The 16,453-nt window shown below is 34.3% G+C and carries 19 protein-coding genes; 7 read left to right on the top strand and 12 right to left on the bottom strand.

Going from position 1 to position 16,453, the window contains the following annotated elements:
• Positions 1–366 precede the first annotated feature (366 nt).
• Together TP70_RS02140 and TP70_RS12970 are read left to right on the top strand one after the other, a co-directional pair.
• Positions 367–504, top strand: a complete 138-nt coding sequence (locus TP70_RS02140; protein WP_044358996.1) for a beta-class phenol-soluble modulin — start codon at positions 367–369, stop codon at positions 502–504.
• A gap of 39 nt (positions 505–543) precedes the next feature.
• A complete protein-coding gene (locus tag TP70_RS12970; protein ID WP_103369490.1) occupies positions 544–603 on the top strand; it encodes an epsilon family phenol-soluble modulin in 60 nt (19 codons plus the stop codon).
• Positions 604–739: 136 nt separating this feature from the next.
• Here the strand turns inward: TP70_RS12970 and TP70_RS02135 are convergent, their stop codons facing one another.
• A complete protein-coding gene (locus TP70_RS02135; protein ID WP_044358994.1) occupies positions 740–1,255 on the bottom strand; it encodes a YceI family protein in 516 nt (171 codons plus the stop codon).
• 324 nt (positions 1,256–1,579) lie between these two features.
• Here TP70_RS02135 and TP70_RS02130 point away from each other — a divergent pair, with 324 nt between their 5' ends.
• A complete protein-coding gene (locus TP70_RS02130) occupies positions 1,580–2,758 on the top strand; it encodes an MFS transporter (protein WP_044358993.1) in 1,179 nt (392 codons plus the stop codon).
• A gap of 48 nt (positions 2,759–2,806) precedes the next feature.
• Here the strand turns inward: TP70_RS02130 and TP70_RS02125 are convergent, their stop codons facing one another.
• The 5 genes from TP70_RS02125 to TP70_RS02115 form a co-directional block, all read right to left on the bottom strand.
• Positions 2,807–3,469: an ABC transporter ATP-binding protein gene (locus TP70_RS02125; RefSeq protein WP_044358991.1), complete on the bottom strand. Its 663-nt coding sequence runs from the start codon at positions 3,467–3,469 to the stop codon at positions 2,807–2,809.
• An 18-nt stretch (positions 3,470–3,487) separates the two neighbouring features.
• The gene (locus TP70_RS02120) at positions 3,488–4,537 is read right to left on the bottom strand and encodes an ABC transporter permease (protein WP_044358989.1); all 1,050 of its coding nucleotides are present in this window, start codon (positions 4,535–4,537) and stop codon (positions 3,488–3,490) included.
• A gap of 400 nt (positions 4,538–4,937) precedes the next feature.
• Positions 4,938–5,042 (bottom strand): type I toxin-antitoxin system Fst family toxin, encoded by a 105-nt coding sequence (locus tag TP70_RS12160; protein WP_115301230.1) that lies wholly within the window; start codon positions 5,040–5,042, stop codon positions 4,938–4,940.
• A 371-nt stretch (positions 5,043–5,413) separates the two neighbouring features.
• The gene (locus TP70_RS12155; RefSeq protein ID WP_115301229.1) at positions 5,414–5,518 is read right to left on the bottom strand and encodes a type I toxin-antitoxin system Fst family toxin; all 105 of its coding nucleotides are present in this window, start codon (positions 5,516–5,518) and stop codon (positions 5,414–5,416) included.
• A gap of 572 nt (positions 5,519–6,090) precedes the next feature.
• A complete protein-coding gene (locus tag TP70_RS02115) occupies positions 6,091–7,350 on the bottom strand; it encodes an ABC transporter permease (RefSeq protein WP_044358987.1) in 1,260 nt (419 codons plus the stop codon).
• Positions 7,351–7,513: 163 nt separating this feature from the next.
• On the opposite strand from TP70_RS02115, the gene TP70_RS02110 reads away from it, so the two are divergent.
• The 3 genes from TP70_RS02110 (at position 7,514) to TP70_RS02100 (ending at position 11,725) form a co-directional block, all read left to right on the top strand.
• A complete protein-coding gene (locus TP70_RS02110; protein WP_044358986.1) occupies positions 7,514–8,155 on the top strand; it encodes a TetR/AcrR family transcriptional regulator C-terminal domain-containing protein in 642 nt (213 codons plus the stop codon).
• A 231-nt stretch (positions 8,156–8,386) separates the two neighbouring features.
• Positions 8,387–9,601, top strand: a complete 1,215-nt coding sequence (locus TP70_RS02105; protein ID WP_044358984.1) for an MFS transporter — start codon at positions 8,387–8,389, stop codon at positions 9,599–9,601.
• A gap of 75 nt (positions 9,602–9,676) precedes the next feature.
• Positions 9,677–11,725: a HelD family protein gene (locus TP70_RS02100; RefSeq protein WP_044358983.1), complete on the top strand. Its 2,049-nt coding sequence runs from the start codon at positions 9,677–9,679 to the stop codon at positions 11,723–11,725.
• 120 nt (positions 11,726–11,845) lie between these two features.
• On the opposite strand, the gene TP70_RS12635 is transcribed toward TP70_RS02100, so the two are convergent.
• From TP70_RS12635 to TP70_RS02080, 4 genes are all read right to left on the bottom strand, one after another.
• Positions 11,846–12,415 (bottom strand): hypothetical protein, encoded by a 570-nt coding sequence (locus TP70_RS12635; protein WP_240627021.1) that lies wholly within the window; start codon positions 12,413–12,415, stop codon positions 11,846–11,848.
• A 119-nt stretch (positions 12,416–12,534) separates the two neighbouring features.
• On the bottom strand, positions 12,535–12,861 hold the full coding sequence (locus TP70_RS02090) for a hypothetical protein (protein WP_052502861.1): 327 nt from the start codon (positions 12,859–12,861) through the stop codon (positions 12,535–12,537).
• Positions 12,862–12,949: 88 nt separating this feature from the next.
• Positions 12,950–13,315, bottom strand: coding sequence for a DUF4870 domain-containing protein (locus TP70_RS02085; RefSeq protein ID WP_044358981.1), 366 nt, complete (start codon positions 13,313–13,315; stop codon positions 12,950–12,952).
• 24 nt (positions 13,316–13,339) lie between these two features.
• Entirely contained in the window at positions 13,340–14,209 is an 870-nt protein-coding gene (locus TP70_RS02080) for a helix-turn-helix transcriptional regulator (protein WP_044358979.1), read from the bottom strand.
• A gap of 431 nt (positions 14,210–14,640) precedes the next feature.
• On the opposite strand from TP70_RS02080, the gene TP70_RS02075 reads away from it, so the two are divergent.
• Positions 14,641–14,871, top strand: a complete 231-nt coding sequence (locus TP70_RS02075; protein WP_044358977.1) for a hypothetical protein — start codon at positions 14,641–14,643, stop codon at positions 14,869–14,871.
• Between the two features lie 61 nt (positions 14,872–14,932).
• Here TP70_RS02075 and TP70_RS02070 read toward each other — a convergent pair whose 3' ends face one another.
• A complete protein-coding gene (locus TP70_RS02070) occupies positions 14,933–15,322 on the bottom strand; it encodes a DUF3021 domain-containing protein (protein WP_044358975.1) in 390 nt (129 codons plus the stop codon).
• A 12-nt stretch (positions 15,323–15,334) separates the two neighbouring features.
• Complete coding sequence (locus tag TP70_RS02065; RefSeq protein WP_052502860.1) at positions 15,335–15,790, bottom strand: LytTR family DNA-binding domain-containing protein; 456 nt, start codon at positions 15,788–15,790, stop codon at positions 15,335–15,337.
• Positions 15,791–16,453: the final 663 nt, after the last annotated feature.

The following is a 16,453-nucleotide window of genomic DNA, read 5'->3' as shown; positions in this document are numbered from 1 at the left end:
CAGATAAGTGCTAGTTTTTTGTTTATACATAAGATAAAAAAGTCGTTAAAATCCCAAAACTGAATTTTAACGACTTTTTATCAAAGAAACTGGATGCCTATGTCCCAGCCCCAATTCTTTATTTTATCCCCTTTTCTATTAATTAAGTATCCATATATAAGTAAGTTACTAATCCTTTAAGTTTCACAATATAATATTATTTCACTTTTTACTTAACACTTACGCACGATTTTATACGCCTAACTGTCATTAAAAATACGTTTTAGAGACATATAGGAACCCAAAACAACAAAGTAGGAAACTTTCCACTAAAAATGATATGTCGATGATAAGATGTAATTAACAAATCAAAGGAAGGTGAAAACAATGAAAGGCTTATTTGAAGCAATTAACGGCATTGTTACATCAGCAATCAATCACGAATGGACAGACTTAGGTACGTCAATCGTTAGCACAGTAGAACAAGGTGTTGGCTTACTTACAAACATCTTAGGGTTAGGCTAAGACACATAAAATAAAATAACCAATACGGAGGTGATCGCCATGTTTATCGTAGAATTAATTAAAAAAGCAATCGAATTTTTCAAAGGTTTATTCAACTAATTATGTTGAAAAGATGGGTAACTCACTACCCATCTTTATTGATGTTTAGACGTCAATCACAGTACCATCAGACATCCCTCTGTCTTAGAAACAAAAAGCAACCCCATTGCGAGGTTGCTTTTTTTAATGCTTATTTTTACTCAGCTACAGCAAATTCAACTGATGCTTCGAATTTAACGTCTTTACCTAACATTACGCCACCAGTTTCTAAAGTTTGGTTGAATGAAATGTCATAGTTTTCACGGTTGATTTTACCAGTTACGATAAAACCTGTTACGCTTGAACCGTCTAATGGGTTTTTGCTTACGCCGTTAAATTCTACATCAAATGTTTCTTCACGTGTCACACCTTTAATTGTTAAATCACCTGTTACGCTATCTTCGCTCACTTTTTTCGTTACGAATGTAATCGCATTGAATTCTTCTGTTGCAAAGAAGTCACCTGATCTTAAGTGATTGTCACGATCTTCATTACCTGTATTAATTGATTTTGGATCAATCGTTACAGATGCTTGAAGTGTAGATAAATCATTGATATCCCCTTCAACATTAACAGCGAAATTGTCAAAGCTTCCTTTTGTACGAGATACCATTAAGTGTTTAATTTGAAAGTCTAAATCGCTATGTGCTTTGTCAAAAGTAAATTGTGTCATAATAAAATCCTCCAGAAATTTAAGTATATTTTTTATATTAGAGCCAGTTTATCAGATATAAAGTTAAATAGCAATGATTTAATTTCAAAAACCTAAAATTTTTTCTTTTATAATATTCAAGTGTGCAATAACCGATGATCATATATTAACTGTAACCGCCCCATGACGACGAATAGACGCAATCGGATATCTCTTTTAGTATCTTCAATTTATACGTGTATTATTTTATAATTGGAAATAGAAACTAAAGTGTTGTTTTTTACATATCAAAAACTATAAGGGGACAGTAAAAATGACACATCGTTACAAAGGGGACAATTTTATATGAAACAGTTTTACATCATTTCGATTTTACGCGGAATTATCATAGGTCTCTATGCACCTATTTGGATTTTATCTCTCTATCATGCCGGCTATAATCTTTTTTGGCTCGGTGTCATTGGTACAATTTTTGAGATTATGAAGTTGATTTTTGAAATCCCATCAGGGGCTATTGCTGATAAATTGGGTGTTAAATTCAACTTACTAGGCTCATTTATATGTCTATCGCTCACATGGTTATTATTTCCTTTTGCATCACATATTTCGGTGTTACTCTTGTTATTACTAACATGGACAATATCAGAATCTGCATTTTCTGGTACGTTTGAATCTTGGTTAAGTCATAGCATACCAACACATACATTCTCTCAAGCTATGTTTAATAACACGAAAATCTTTATATTTTTTATTATTCTAACCTCACCATTATCAGGTTATTTATATCAAATGCATCATTACATTCCTTTTGTTTTAGCTGGAGTTCTTGCTGTTATCTTAACGGTTTACATGCTCTTTTTTGTGAAAGTTCAACCGATGAACCAAACGAGCACTTCTCAACAAAGCGAATCGATATTCACAATTATCAAACATGCCATTGTTGTTCTTTTCAAAAGTAAACGCGCTTTCAACATCATAATAGCCAGTTTCTTCTTCGCCTTTATCATTGACGCTATTGATAGATATTGGCAGCCGTATTTTCAAGATATTGGGATTAGTACGCATTTGTTCGGGTGGAGTACAACCATTGGTGGCTTTATTTTATTGATTGTTTTACATCTATTTTCTAAATATGATGCTCATTTCAACAAACTACCCGAGATGTATCATGGGCTTATCACATGTCTTACGATTATCTTGATTTTTCTTTTAGCTATTGGTAAGAAAATCCTAACATTTATTAGTATTTCTTTAGTGACTGTCGTCGATGATTTAATGAATACATTCATTAACAATGCGTTAAATCAAGAAATGCGCCAACAAACGTCCAGTATGGCGACAATTTTTTCTTTAAATGGCGCATTCGGGGCTATGGGAGAAGTTTTATCCGGTATTATTTTTGGTTTGATCATCTCACAATTAGACTATCAATATACGTTCGTTCTATGTGGAATTATTCTTTTCATCCCGCTTCTTCTATACATCCTTAATATTAAAATACTATTAAAAAGAAAGAGTGTATAACAAAAGGGTCGAACACCTTTTACTGATGTTCGACCCTTTTTCGCCGTATTACACTTGTTTTAATACGCCATCTTCCATATGATACACCTTGTCACAATAAGACGTTAAACGTTCGTCATGTGTCACAACGATGCATGTTTTATTTTGTTCTTTCGTTTGTTCCTTCAAGATGCGCATAACTTCCAACGCATTTTCCGTATCCAATGCCGCAGTCGGTTCATCCGCTAAAATAATAGATGGTTTCGTATATAAAGCTTTCGCAATCGCTACACGTTGCTTTTGACCGCCCGAGATTTCACTTGGTAGCTTGTTCTCAAGTGTGTCCAAATTCAATTGTGTCATTAGTTTTTGATACGCTTCTTGACTTAACACATCTTTTTTCTGCTTAGCCAACAGCTTGAATTGTTGTTTGACTGTTAAAAATGGCACGAGGTTCGTTGCTTGTAAAATAAAGCCGATTTCTTGCATACGTGTATGAGCCAGCGCTTTTTGAGACATTTTAGAAATATCTTTATCATTAATTAAAATATCGCCAGAAGTTGGTGTCTGTAATGCACCTGCCATCGTTAGAAACGTACTTTTCCCAGAACCTGATGGCCCAATAATCGCAATGAGTTCATTCTTATCAAACTTCAATGATGTGGGTTTCACAGCTTGTATGGTTTGATTACCATCTTTAAAATCTTTCGTCACATTTTTAAACTCTAACATGTCATTGTCACCTCTCCTTTACCCAATGGCCTTCAATGGATCTACTTTTCGGATTGTTAAAATAGAGAATAAACTACCGATTAACGACACAACAATCAATACAATGCCGTAAATCACTAATGTAAGTGCGTTGAACTTAATCGGTACAACGGGTGGTAGAAACGCGCCTGTCACAATCGTTAAGATTAACCCAATTACCGTACCAGTTAGCGCAATTAAAAATGTTTGCGACAATACCATTTTAGCTAAATAGCCATTCGTGAAACCTTGCGCCTTAAGAACGCCAAATAAACTCGTTTTTTGTAACGTAATGACATATAGGAAAATACCTATAACCGTTGCTGAGATAATGAATAAAAATGAAATCATAAAGTTTAAAGTTAAATTTTGTGCTTGATAACCTGGCAGATTTTCAATAAAGCTTTCAATTTCAATTGCTTCTAAATCACTATTGATTGTTTTCTTATCCCAATTGCTATCTTTTACTACAACCGCATTTGTCACTTTATCATTTAAAGACGGATTCAATTTCTCAATTGTTGCATCGTTCCCAAATAATACAGGTGCTGCGTTATACTTTGCACTTTCACTAAATCCTACAATTTTCAATGTTTCATCTGATTGAGAAAGCGAAAGTGTATCGCCTATTTTAAAGCCTTTATCTTTTAATGTTTCATCGGCAACCACTTCATTGTCTGCGCTGAATTTCTCCCCTTCAAGCATTTTCGGCATTAAAAAGGACTGTTTCGTCACGCCATATAACAATGCATTTTCTTCTTTGTCACCATTCGATACGATGACACCCACTTGTTTTAACGTCGTTTGTTTATCATAAACATCGGCAACATCTTTCGTATCAAATACTGACTGCTGAACCGTTTGATTGGCATCTTTATTCAATACAATTGCGTCTGCTTGCCAGCGATCAATTCCTTCTCGGTTCATATTCATTAAGCCACTTGCTAATCCAGACAGTAAAAACAACAAGTAACTGATCATAATGAGCACACCGATAATAAGACCAAACTTCAACTTATTCCGCTTAATTTCATTCCAAGCTAAAAACATAAATACCCTTCTTTCCTTTATTTCTTACTATTCCCTCATAAGCACAAAATACATCATCATTTTGCCCAAAATAGTTGATACGTATAAACTTAATAGAGTATATCTTACCATTTATTTGTCTAGACATGCAGTGATAATGCTTTATAGATTAACATCTTATCAATATATTAACTACATGAAATGATTTAAGTACTTTTGTTCTGTGAATTAATTGGTGTGATACCATGAATACACATCATTTCTAATCCATTAAATACTTTTCAATAAAATTATTCTGATTTTTTGGTGTTGTAATTTGTATCATATATGTTATAATGTACTCGAAACATTTCTATCAAATAGCATTCACCAAAAGCCCCACACTATGGCAGTAGTGTGGGGCTTTATGTTGGCCTGGCTTTTATCGCCTATTTTTATCATCGCGTTTACGCAGCCAGTGCGCAAACAGTGCGACGATACAACCACTGATGATTGTGGCTATCACATGGTAAAACATCTCTACCATTGCACTCACCTCCTCCCTACGTCAGTTGATGCCTAGGAGTTAGGCGACTTGCTATTATCATAAACTTTTCGATACATTTTCGCCGAATTCGCATTCTTCAATTTTTGACGAGATTTTTAGCATTTTATTTACCATGTGTTTACTGTGCTATCCTTGGTAAATCAGCAAATTTCAAGGCTGAGTCACTTTTTGTTGTTTTTACATTTCTTAATATTATTCATATGTTTCAACTACAGAATCTTAACTTTCGTAGTTTTTCTTTTTTTATACAATGTGATATGATGTAGTTAGTAAATAACTCAAGCAATTTACACTCACCAAAAGCCCCACACTACTGGAGATAGTGTGGGGCTTTATGTTGGGCCTGACTTTTATCGCCTGTTTTGATCATCGCGTTTACGCAGCCAGTGCGCAAACAATGCGACGATACAACCGCTGATTACTGTGACTGTCATATGATGAAATGACTCAAGCATTAACACTCCCCTCCTTTCTACGTCTGTTGACGCCTAGGAGTTTGGCGACTTGCTATTATAATATACTGTCTTATATCTTTTCGTCGAATTCGCATTCGTCAATTTTTGAAGGGATTTTTAGACTTTTATTTACCATGTATTCACTGTGCTACCCTTGATAAATCATCATATTTCAAAGTATAGTCACTTCTTTTACTTTTACATTTTTTAATATTATTCATATGTTTCAACCACAAAACCTTAACTTTCGCAGTTTTGCTTTTTATTCAGATAGCGTTATACTATTGTTAACAAATATTTATACATGTACAAACCCAAGTGCTAGACTATTGCTCATGGTCAACATTTTTTTGGTCTTAATCGCTTATTTTGTTCCTTTTCATGTTTACGTACCAGTGCGCAAACAGTGCGACGATGCAATCATTTTTTATTCAACTAAACATGTATGAATATTGACCTTCATCATTTAATATGGTGGAGGTTTTTTGTTTGCCATTGTATGACGGATGCACTAAAAAGTAGTGAAGTTATCTAAAACCATAGATTGCTTCACTACTTTTCTGAATTTATTTTTATTTCGCTGCTTCAGCAGGTTGTTCTTTTACTTTCTTTGTATATACAGCTGTGACGAATGATACAATGCCAAAAATGATGAATACTACAAACATCCACATTGTACCGTTCATTGTTAAAGCTACACCATCATATAACAATTCTTTCAATGTTGAAACGTAATGATAGAAAGGATTCCAAGGTAGAATATAGTTTTGATAAAATTCCGGTAACATTTGTGACGGTAATACGGACGCCTGTATTGAGAAAAATACAAATAACATCAAAATAGGCACTGCACCAAACCCAATCCATGCCATACAACCGAAGATAAGTAAAGAAAATCCCATAATCGCAATGGCAATATACATCGCAGTTTCTGTTGCTTGATTGAAATCAAATCCAAGTACATAGTCCATGTAATGTATATATGCAAAAGATCCAATTAACGCTGAAAGTATGATGCCACATACTGTTTGCGTTACATATATCAATTTGTCTTTATGTGATACTAAAGCGCCTCTATTTTTAAATAATGTAAAAGATATTACACCTGTAATCAATGATGTCAACCAAACAGGCATAAACATAGATGCGCCTGCATTACCATTTGCTTGATGGTCTTTAATCTCATGTAACGTTGTCTGATCGACTGTCACAGGGTTCGCGAACATTTCATATTGATCGCTAGGCAAGTCCACATTATTTTGAACGAGTGCTTTCGCATTTTGTTCACTAATTTGGTTACTGATTTGATCTGTGATTTTTCCTAAAGCTTGTTGTGCAATCGTTGCGATTTGTCCGTTACTACCTTGGTTCACGATTACTTCCATTTTTGCTTTTTGTGGATTTGGAATCGTTGGTGCACCTTTACTTAGTAACGCTTGTTGTTCAGGAGACAATGCACCTGATTGTATTTGTGCTTTAACCTCTTTTTGTTTTTCTGTCATGATGATACTTTGTGCCTGGCTCATCGCATTTTTTGAAAAGTCTTTCTCAAGGACAAGTGCACCGACATATTTGTTATCTTCTAACCCTTTATCGAGTGCTTCTCGATTTGTCACTTCTTTCCAAGCGAAAGTATCATTCCCATTTTCTTTCATTTTGTCTACTAGCGTATTCCCTACGTTGGTCTTTTTACCTTGAATTTCAACGCCATTATCTTCATTTAAAATCGCGATTGAAATCTCTCTAGGTTCCGGATTATATGCGGGATAAAATGCTGTTGCTAAAATTAATAGCACTAACATTGGTATTAACCATAATAAATATTTTTTCATCGTTCATTACTCCTTTTACACAACACGTTGTTGTTTATCATTCTAAGTGTTATTATAATGACGAAGAAATAACATTCAATAATCAGTTTTAAGCAATGTGTCTGTTATCCAACACTTGATATCGAAGTGTTGCTTATCTAATCACCTAAAGGAGCGATATACCATGGACCGACGCGTAAAAAGAACAATTAACGCGATTGAATCAGCTTTTATTCAACTATTAAAAACGTATGATCTTGAAGAGATTACAATTCAACAAATTGCAGATTTAGCAGATATTAATCGCGCGACATTTTATACGTACTACCAAGATAAATATGAGTTATTAACGACACTTGAAGACAGAGAAATTGAAAGAATCAAAGAAAAAGTGGATCATAATAAGCTACGACAAACGATTATGAATGACGCAGACAATATAAAAAATTTAATTAAAGAAACACCACAACAAGTGATTCAAGTCATCTTAAAGAACATCACGTTATATGAAGTTTTATTCAATATGAAGCGCGAGAGTAGAATAGAAGCAAAACTATCTGAATCTATTGCTCAAAAAATAACATTGGTTGTCAAAAACCAAAAAGATATTAATGGTATTCCGTTTAGATATTTTCATAGCTTTTATGCAGGTGTCGCTATTTCATGCATCAAATTCTGGGTATTAGACCCTAACCGTATACCAGAAGATGAATTTATCGAACACATCTATACGTTGATGTACAAAGGCCCTCTGCAACAACTCATCTCAGAAGTATCAAAGCAATCTACTTCACAAAGTTCAACGATTCAATGGCATGAACTATAAGCTTATTCTTAGTATGCGGGGTGTCTAAAATAATGGAAAAGCATCTTTTTTATAATTTTCGCAGTTGTCAGTCTTTTTGTTGTTTGGTACGCTTAATATACTTCATAACAAATTTTTAGACGCCATTATTAATAAATTTTTCAAAATCATAAGCGAAAGGTGATTGAAATATGTAGCATAACGCCTCTTATATATGACAATTTAATATTTAAATAAAGGGGCGTCATTGTTATGCATAAAAATGCTTTTCGCTATTTATGGATTGGACAGTCATTTGCGAATGTAGGCGATGTTTTTTACATGGTAAGTCTTATTACATTGATGTATCAGATCACTTCATCTGTTACTTATATGGCGATGATTCCATTTTTTATTACAACATCACGCTTTTTAAGTGGGCTGATTGCACCATTGATTATGGAGCACCTTCCATTAAAAAAATTATTGGCTTATTCTCAGCTTGGCAAGACTATCATAATGCTACTACTAACTTATACTGCGACATTCTATGCGTATAGCCAGTATATATACGTTATTTTTATACTCGCTATTATCGTTGCTTTTCTAGACAGTTGGGCAACCCCTGCGCGTAATGCTTTAGTCCCTGCCTTTGTTGATAAAACTGACTTAACGAAAGCAAATAGCTTCTTAGCCGTTCTTGATCAAACTATCAACCTATCGGGATGGGCAGTTGGTGGCATTATCGTTGCGACAATTGGAACTCAGTATACACTCGTACTTACTTTTGTATTGTTTAGTATTGCGACACTATGCATGTTTCACATTGAAAATACCAAATCCGCTGATAACATTCATAAGAAAAACACATCTAAATTTGACATGTTCAAAGAAGGCTGGGTAACAGTCTGGCAGCACCGCACTTTGCGTACTATTTGTATCGTTGACTGCTTGGAATCTATTGCAAACGTAGTATGGATTGCAGCAATCATGTACGTCTACGTTGAACAAGTACTACATGTCAGCACACAATGGTGGGGCTATATAAATGCAAACTTTTTTGTTGGCCTGATGATAGGTGGGACGCTAAGTTTCAAATACGCGCATATGATAGAGCACTATTCTCGTCGTGTAATTATTTTTGGTGCTTTCAGTAGTAGCATCATCACATTTGTTTTCGCACACATTTCCTTACCTTGGACTACTTTAATCTTTTCGTGCTTGTTTGGGGCTGTGAGCCAATTAAAAGCCATTACACAACAGACACTCATACAGAAAAGTGTGATTCAAAGTCTGCTTCCAAAAGTGTATTCTGTACAAGATGTCTTAATCACAGCAACTTTCGGTATTTCGTCTATCATTTTTGGTGCTATTACAGACATATGGGGTGTGAAAGTGACATTTATCATCGCATCCGTGTTCCTTTTTATCAGTACCATTTATGTGATTGTAAACAAGCACTATTTAGATGAACGTATGTCTATTTAATCTTCACTATTTAGCAGTGGCAACTTATACATATTGTCGCTGCTTTCTTGTCTACTATGAAATGGGGGTTAACTTATGTCATTATCTTTTTCTGAGGAACAAGCGCACTTAGCTCAAACCATTCAATTTCTTGAACAAGCTTTACAAAAAATCGAAGCTTCACGCATGCAAACAAAAAATAAAATTATTGCTCAGCGCAAAAATATGAATGAACATGAGAGCTGGATGGCGAATGCCGAAGCTTCTAACGCTGTTGACAATGCGCAAGATTTAACGTCTTTACGCATACAAGAATCGACATATAATCAGCAGGATCAACAACTCAAAATATATCAGCAATTGTTAAATCGTCCTTATTTTGGCAAGATTATTTTGGAAGATGAAACGTTATATATTGGGACGCAAACCGTGACTGATGAGAACTACAATGTTTTAATTTGCGATTGGCGTGCACCTGTTGCAAGTTTATTTTATGAGAACACCCTGGGTAGACTTTCCTATGAAACAGAATACGGCCAAACGATTTATGAAAATGTGCTAGGTAGAAGGCAGTTTAAAATTGAAAAAGGCGAATTAATTAACTATGCAGATAGCGATATGTTCATTGGGGATACAGATTTGATTAATTACCAAATGCAAACGGCAACGCACAAACTCGGTAATATTGTAAGTACGATTCAAAAAGATCAAAATGAAATTATTCGATTGCCACTGCATGAAGATGTTGTCGTTCTAGGACCACCGGGAAGTGGTAAGACTGCCATTGCTATGCAACGTGTTGCCTATCTATTATTCAAATATAAGACAACCGTAACACACGAAAATTTGATGCTTATGACACCGAACCGTCTTTTTAATGATTACGTCTCGGATGTCTTACCTGAACTTGGCGAACAAAATATTAAAGTGAATAGCTTGTTAAGTATTGTTCGAAAGATTCCTTATTTAAAACGTATTGTTACAGAATCGAAACCCCAGATGCTTAAACGTGTATACAATAACGACACTGAAGCAAAACAATTTTATACAAAATCAAGCACTGACTTTTACCGCTTCTTGTCACAACAATTAGCATTGCCTGAGTGTGTCATTCACTTTAAAAATATTGTAGATAGTGACGGACGAACGGTATTAAGTCGTCATGAACTGACAACGGCATTTCAAAAGTATCGTGCAAATCACGACCTACCAACAGCAATCCAAAAGTTAAAATATGAATTGAATGACCACTACCAAACGGCATTTGAGGAATTATATAAACAAAATTATGCAGAACTTGAAAAGATAGACACCTATGTGGGCGAAAAAGATGAATTAATGGCAGTGGCTCAATCTAAGACTGACCGTACGCTAAAACCTGTTAAAAAAGCGATTAAATTCAATCATTTTCTGGATATTCCAAATCTATATAAACAACTCTGCAATCAATATCCAGTTGAGGTTGACTTAACACAACATGTGCTTAATTACGAAGACTTTTGGGTACAAGCTTGGCTCTATTTCTATCTCACGAAATATATGAATCACGACATCAAGCATATCCTGATTGATGAAGTTCAAGATTACAGTATCTTCCAGTTAGAAAGTATCCGCCTTATATATCCAAAGGCCCACTTCACATATTTGGGAGACCTTAATCAGAATTTCTTACCAACACCATTGATTGACTTTAGAGCGTGGGAAACGCCTATAAAACAACTGCACACATCTTACCGTTCTACTAAAGCGATTAATCGCTATCTGGATACATTGAAACAAACAGATACGAAAGTGGTAGGCGAAGAAGGTGCACCCGTTGTAACTATGTCAGATGCGACTGTCCAAGACTTACAAACGATTATGGAAAAAGTGCAACACCCAACCGCCATCGTCGTCCCGTCTGAGACAATTGGTAAATCTTTATATACTGAACTTGCCACTCATATTGATATTCGCTTAGTTGAAGCAAACGACACCTTTATTACAAAAGGACATGTCATCATTCCTTATGATCTCGTAAAAGGCTTTGAATATCATACCGTTATTTCATGGCAACATAATCTTTATCAAAATAGCAATATCCAATACATTATCGCTTCACGTGCTATTGCCCAACTTTATTTGATGGTCTCACGTGAAACATAAGTTAATATTCGTGCGTAAAAGCGTACCAAAGAAACCACTTTTGTTTCTCTGATACGCTTTTTTTAAATTGTAGTCTAATATGGGGATGAAGTATCTTTTTAATAGCATTATATTCAATAATTAATTTAATGTAACATGTTGTTTATCAATTAACTCATGATCATAGTCGTTATACATACTAACAGTGCCATCTTGATCTATAACAAAACGATATGTTGTACCTACACCACTTTTATTATTTCCCTCAATTACCCAAAGACCACTACCTTGTTCATTAAAAATAGGTTGTTGGAAAGTGATTAATGATGCATCTCCACCACCTTGGTTGATACCTGCTATGAGATAATCAAACACATTGTCTCTATTAATTCTAAAGTGTGCGAGCTCTTGCTTAAGAACCATTCTATGATTCCCACCTGCATGAACTTCAACATATTCACTGCCGTCATTGGCTTGAGACTGTTGCTGTGTCGCTTCTGCTTGTGTTGATTGATGAGACTGCTCCTCAGTTGCTTCTGATGTATTCTCATCTTGTGAGACACTCTTTTTATTATTTTCTAACTCTTTTTCAAGTGTTAACTTTTCTTTTTCTAAATTAACTTCTTGAAATTTATTATACGTAAACATTCCACCAGCTACTAAAATGCCAACTATGCATAAAGCCGTAAATGTAATTACTATTTTTCTCATATACTATCCCTTATCTATTCATCCATTTCATCTTCACTTGTATAATCTAATATTTCATCATCTTCTTCATACTGACTTTCTTGGGCTCTCTCTTCAGCTATACGTTTATACATTGCATCTCAGTCCGTTCCATAATCCCCACCTTGAAATGGCTTTTCTTCTTCAGGTTGAACTTGTTCAGGCTCTTGAGGTGTCGGCTCATTAACAATCGGCTGTTGTGGTTGCTGAACTACTGTATTCGTATTTTCATTCTCAGTTTCCTGACTTTGCTTATTTTTCTCATTATCTTGTTTTTGCTTCTTTTTATCTTGAACTTGCTTTTCTAAATTTTGAACATCTGTTTTTTTCTGTGCAATATCTTGATAACTTCCATAAGCAAATAGTCCAGCAACACATAAAATAGTGATGAGTAAAATAACTACTAAACTTGCAAAGACTTTTTTCACCTTTCTCCCCTTACCTTTCTTAAACTTTATTTTTAGTTTAATAACATGAAATACCTAGTAATAATGTACTAAACGATGTATACATAAATTATTTAATTAACTCAATTGTAAATGGGACAACAAAGTCTTCTCCTTTGTTTGTCGCAATAATTCCTAGTACCGTATAAACAATTCCAGCAATTCCTACTACAAACATCAAAATAATACCAACCAAAACCCACGATAATATGAGCCCTGCTAAAACATATAAAGAATAACTAATGCAATAATTAAAGTAGTTTTTACCTTGTTGATTGATATAGGCTGACTCATCTTTTTTCGCAATCCAAATAATTAATGGTCCTATAAAACCAGTAAAAATGTTGAGCCCCCATAATAACATCGCCATTGTTTTTTCGTTCTGGCTAACATTTGGAAAAGCATTAGGATTTTTTGATTGATTCTGTAAGTTCATCTTTTCTCCACCTTTGACAATATTTTAATTATGAATGTGCTGTTTGAGATATGTTGACTGTAGTCGCAACAACTCATCTATCACTTCTTCTTTTAATTCTGAAGGCGCAATGATACGAATACTGGATCGATACATAAAACATAATTCTATCGCTTCAAACCTCGTCATTTTAAATGTGACAATTAAATTATTTTCATCGTAACTTTCAACTACATGAATATGATAATATCGATGAATCTCAGACCAAACATCTCGATCTATTTCAAACGTAATATAATAATGTGTTGGCTGTTGTTGTTCATCAAACGTTTTATTCGTCAACGTTAATGCCATCTTATTAATATCTGTCATACGCACATTTTTATTTAATTCATACACTAGATAAAAAGAAAATCTTTGATAATTAATAGCTAAAGGCAATAATAAATTTCTATTGTATTGTAGATACTTATGCTCGTTCAACGCACGAAATGCTAAAGACAGCGATGATACAACAGGTTTACTATCATCTACTTCGAAGTTTCTCAGATATTTCAATAGAGTTGCTTGATTGTCTGAATGATGTTGCGTAATTAATAACTTAAGATATTGATAAAAATATCGACTTAACGTTGGTGTTGTAGCGTATAAACTCGCCAATATATCATACATGTGATGATCTTTCTCATTCTCGTTATGACGTAAAGTATAGCTTTCTGATTTATAGTCATATGTAATTTCATTTTCGATACCTATCCAATCTTTTGATTCATATAAAAAGTTTCTGATATCGTCTATATCTCTTTGTATCGTACGGGGACTAGAGTTAAGTTCTAATACCAATGCCTTTTTATTAACTGCCTTATGTTGTAACAGTAGATTGTAAATGGTTAATATTCGAAATGCGCGATCCAATTTGTCGCCTCCTTTGATTTATATATTACAAAACAGTGTTGCCAACATAAGTCAATCTTTTACGTTTTTTTAAAAAACATTAAAAATTTTTGAATACTTCAAATTTCGCACAACAAAAGCATTCTTCAATATTTCAAAACTACTTCAAGGTTATAATTAGACACTATGTGGCTAACCTATATCTATTCTTATTTAAGTAACAGCATTACGTTCTCTTTAAAACAAAAAAAGTAGTGAGGACGCTTACTTTTCTCATAAGTTTCCTTACTACTCATTTAGATAATTTAGTTTTTAGTGGCTCGGCCTTCTCACATCAATAGATATTTAGTAATACGTCCATTATTAATCGGTCATATCTGTTCACGCTAAACATATATTACTTTGCATCAACACTGATTTATAATAAAGTTGTTAATAAAGGAGTTGTTCTCATGAAATTTAATAGTTGGACCATTAATATTGAATACGACTATGTCTACGAGGTGCTGAAGAACGAGCATACACTTGCAATCTTAGATAAAGACAATGATTTGACCGCACTATTCAAAGAAGTAAATAATGAGCTCAAAGTTGTTAGAAATGACTATGGTAACTCATTCCGAATCAATGCGGAAGATAAGATCTTAACTCTGGAAATAACGAATCCATTTGAAGATGAATAAACTGAACAAGCGCGTAGGGATTAAACATACATTTTAATCTCCTACGCGCTTGTTTCACTTTCTATTTAACTATATTTTTAAGCTTGCTATTAATTTTCTTGCTTTGTTGCACATTAACCATGAAATATATGAACCAAATCACAAGAAATATGAGTGTAAAGGTCACAAGTGCACCTATCAATGCTTCTGCTTTTAGCGGTACCCAATGATTGATACTTGAGATAATGAAAAACGCTACGATACTGCCACCTAAATGAATGATGAGTTTCAAAGGTAATGGTATGCGCTCGATGTCATAAACAATCGGTAATAGTCCGCATATTGCACCGAAAAGATAAACACTGAAAACGTCTTGAAACGTGATTATAACGTCAAATATAGCGATAAATACGAGCATGATACTACTACCAATACCGATACCTTGTAACATTGTTTTAAATGTTTTAGTCATAACTTTCCCTCCTTATATACCTAAACTTTTCGTTAAATTTTTGACGTACCTTCTAGATATTGTCACTTTTTTACGATTGCTGAGTGTCGCATATAAATTCCCAGAAAAAGAAGGGGCTACTTTTGTGATGTATTCGATATTTACGATAGATGACTTGCTGATTTGAATAAATTGATGATCGGGTAATGCTTCTTGTAAACGACGGAGCGTCATTCGCGTTTGGTATGTGCCATCAGTCGTCACAACGGTCAATTCCTTATCAAATATTTCCGCAAATATAATATGCGATTTGACAATGAGATAAACGCCGTCTGCTGTTTTGATCCCTATTTTATTGCGAGGGATTTCATATTGTTGGATATGTTTTACTAAGTTAAGACCTACCTCTTGATCAAATGTGTTAACCGTGACATCCGTTTTGGTCATAGCTGTATCAACATTCAAGTGGACATTGAGCTGTTCTTTCATCGCTATCCCTCCTTCACATATATCGTATGCGTTTTTTTACATATTGTCAGTCGTTCTGGCACAACCGGTCTATTAATAAGGACAAGCGGTTACTTTTTTAGAAAATAAAAAAGCCGCCTTATATGATTTATCAAGACAGCTTTGATTTCGATATTCAACTTATTTTTTCACATTATCAGTTACCGCATCAAAAACAGTGACGCCCAATGCAAATAAAAATGCAATCATTATCCAATTATCATAGATACGATTTTCAAAAAAATGTGTGAATGTGATGTGATCCACCGCATTGAATATACGTGGATTCGGTGGTACGTACCCTATGAGTCGCATTAATACAACCGCACCTACACCGACAACTAATGTGCCAAAAAATGTTTTAACTTAGTTTAGGCAGAAGTAACCCATCTTCTATAGGTGGGTGATGAATGCCGTCCAGTATAGTGGTTACTTTTGGCAACTTGAAAATTGATATACATTGCGAATTGCCTTTTGGTTTTACTTATGTTATTTTCATTCTACATAAGAAAAGCGTTAATACAACAATGGCATTAGATACAAATAGTCATTTAGAATCCCTTCTTCACTATCCTCTTATTTTGGCAACGAAATAGCGTAGACAAGTAATTGATAATGAAATATCTGATTACTTTAGTTGCGTGG

It is taken from the genome of Staphylococcus microti (assembly GCF_000934465.1).
Taxonomy (GTDB): Bacteria; Bacillota; Bacilli; order Staphylococcales; family Staphylococcaceae; genus Staphylococcus; species Staphylococcus microti.
Note: the sequence above shows the minus strand (reverse complement) of the source record. Positions and strands in the feature narration are given on the sequence as shown.

Coding starts and splice junctions, on each gene's coding strand:
- TP70_RS02140 (WP_044358996.1), top strand. CDS start 367: ATGAAAGGCTTATTTGAAGCAATTAACGGCATTGTTACATCAGCAATC.
- TP70_RS02135 (WP_044358994.1), bottom strand. CDS start 1,255: ATGACACAATTTACTTTTGACAAAGCACATAGCGATTTAGACTTTCAA.
- TP70_RS02130 (WP_044358993.1), top strand. CDS start 1,580: ATGAAACAGTTTTACATCATTTCGATTTTACGCGGAATTATCATAGGT.
- TP70_RS02125 (WP_044358991.1), bottom strand. CDS start 3,469: ATGTTAGAGTTTAAAAATGTGACGAAAGATTTTAAAGATGGTAATCAA.
- TP70_RS02120 (WP_044358989.1), bottom strand. CDS start 4,537: ATGTTTTTAGCTTGGAATGAAATTAAGCGGAATAAGTTGAAGTTTGGT.
- TP70_RS12160 (WP_115301230.1), bottom strand. CDS start 5,042: ATGGTAGAGATGTTTTACCATGTGATAGCCACAATCATCAGTGGTTGT.
- TP70_RS12155 (WP_115301229.1), bottom strand. CDS start 5,518: ATGCTTGAGTCATTTCATCATATGACAGTCACAGTAATCAGCGGTTGT.
- TP70_RS02115 (WP_044358987.1), bottom strand. CDS start 7,350: ATGAAAAAATATTTATTATGGTTAATACCAATGTTAGTGCTATTAATT.
- TP70_RS02110 (WP_044358986.1), top strand. CDS start 7,514: ATGGACCGACGCGTAAAAAGAACAATTAACGCGATTGAATCAGCTTTT.
- TP70_RS02105 (WP_044358984.1), top strand. CDS start 8,387: ATGCATAAAAATGCTTTTCGCTATTTATGGATTGGACAGTCATTTGCG.
- TP70_RS02100 (WP_044358983.1), top strand. CDS start 9,677: ATGTCATTATCTTTTTCTGAGGAACAAGCGCACTTAGCTCAAACCATT.
- TP70_RS12635 (WP_240627021.1), bottom strand. CDS start 12,415: ATGAGAAAAATAGTAATTACATTTACGGCTTTATGCATAGTTGGCATT.
- TP70_RS02085 (WP_044358981.1), bottom strand. CDS start 13,315: ATGAACTTACAGAATCAATCAAAAAATCCTAATGCTTTTCCAAATGTT.
- TP70_RS02075 (WP_044358977.1), top strand. CDS start 14,641: ATGAAATTTAATAGTTGGACCATTAATATTGAATACGACTATGTCTAC.
- TP70_RS02070 (WP_044358975.1), bottom strand. CDS start 15,322: ATGACTAAAACATTTAAAACAATGTTACAAGGTATCGGTATTGGTAGT.
- TP70_RS02065 (WP_052502860.1), bottom strand. CDS start 15,790: ATGAAAGAACAGCTCAATGTCCACTTGAATGTTGATACAGCTATGACC.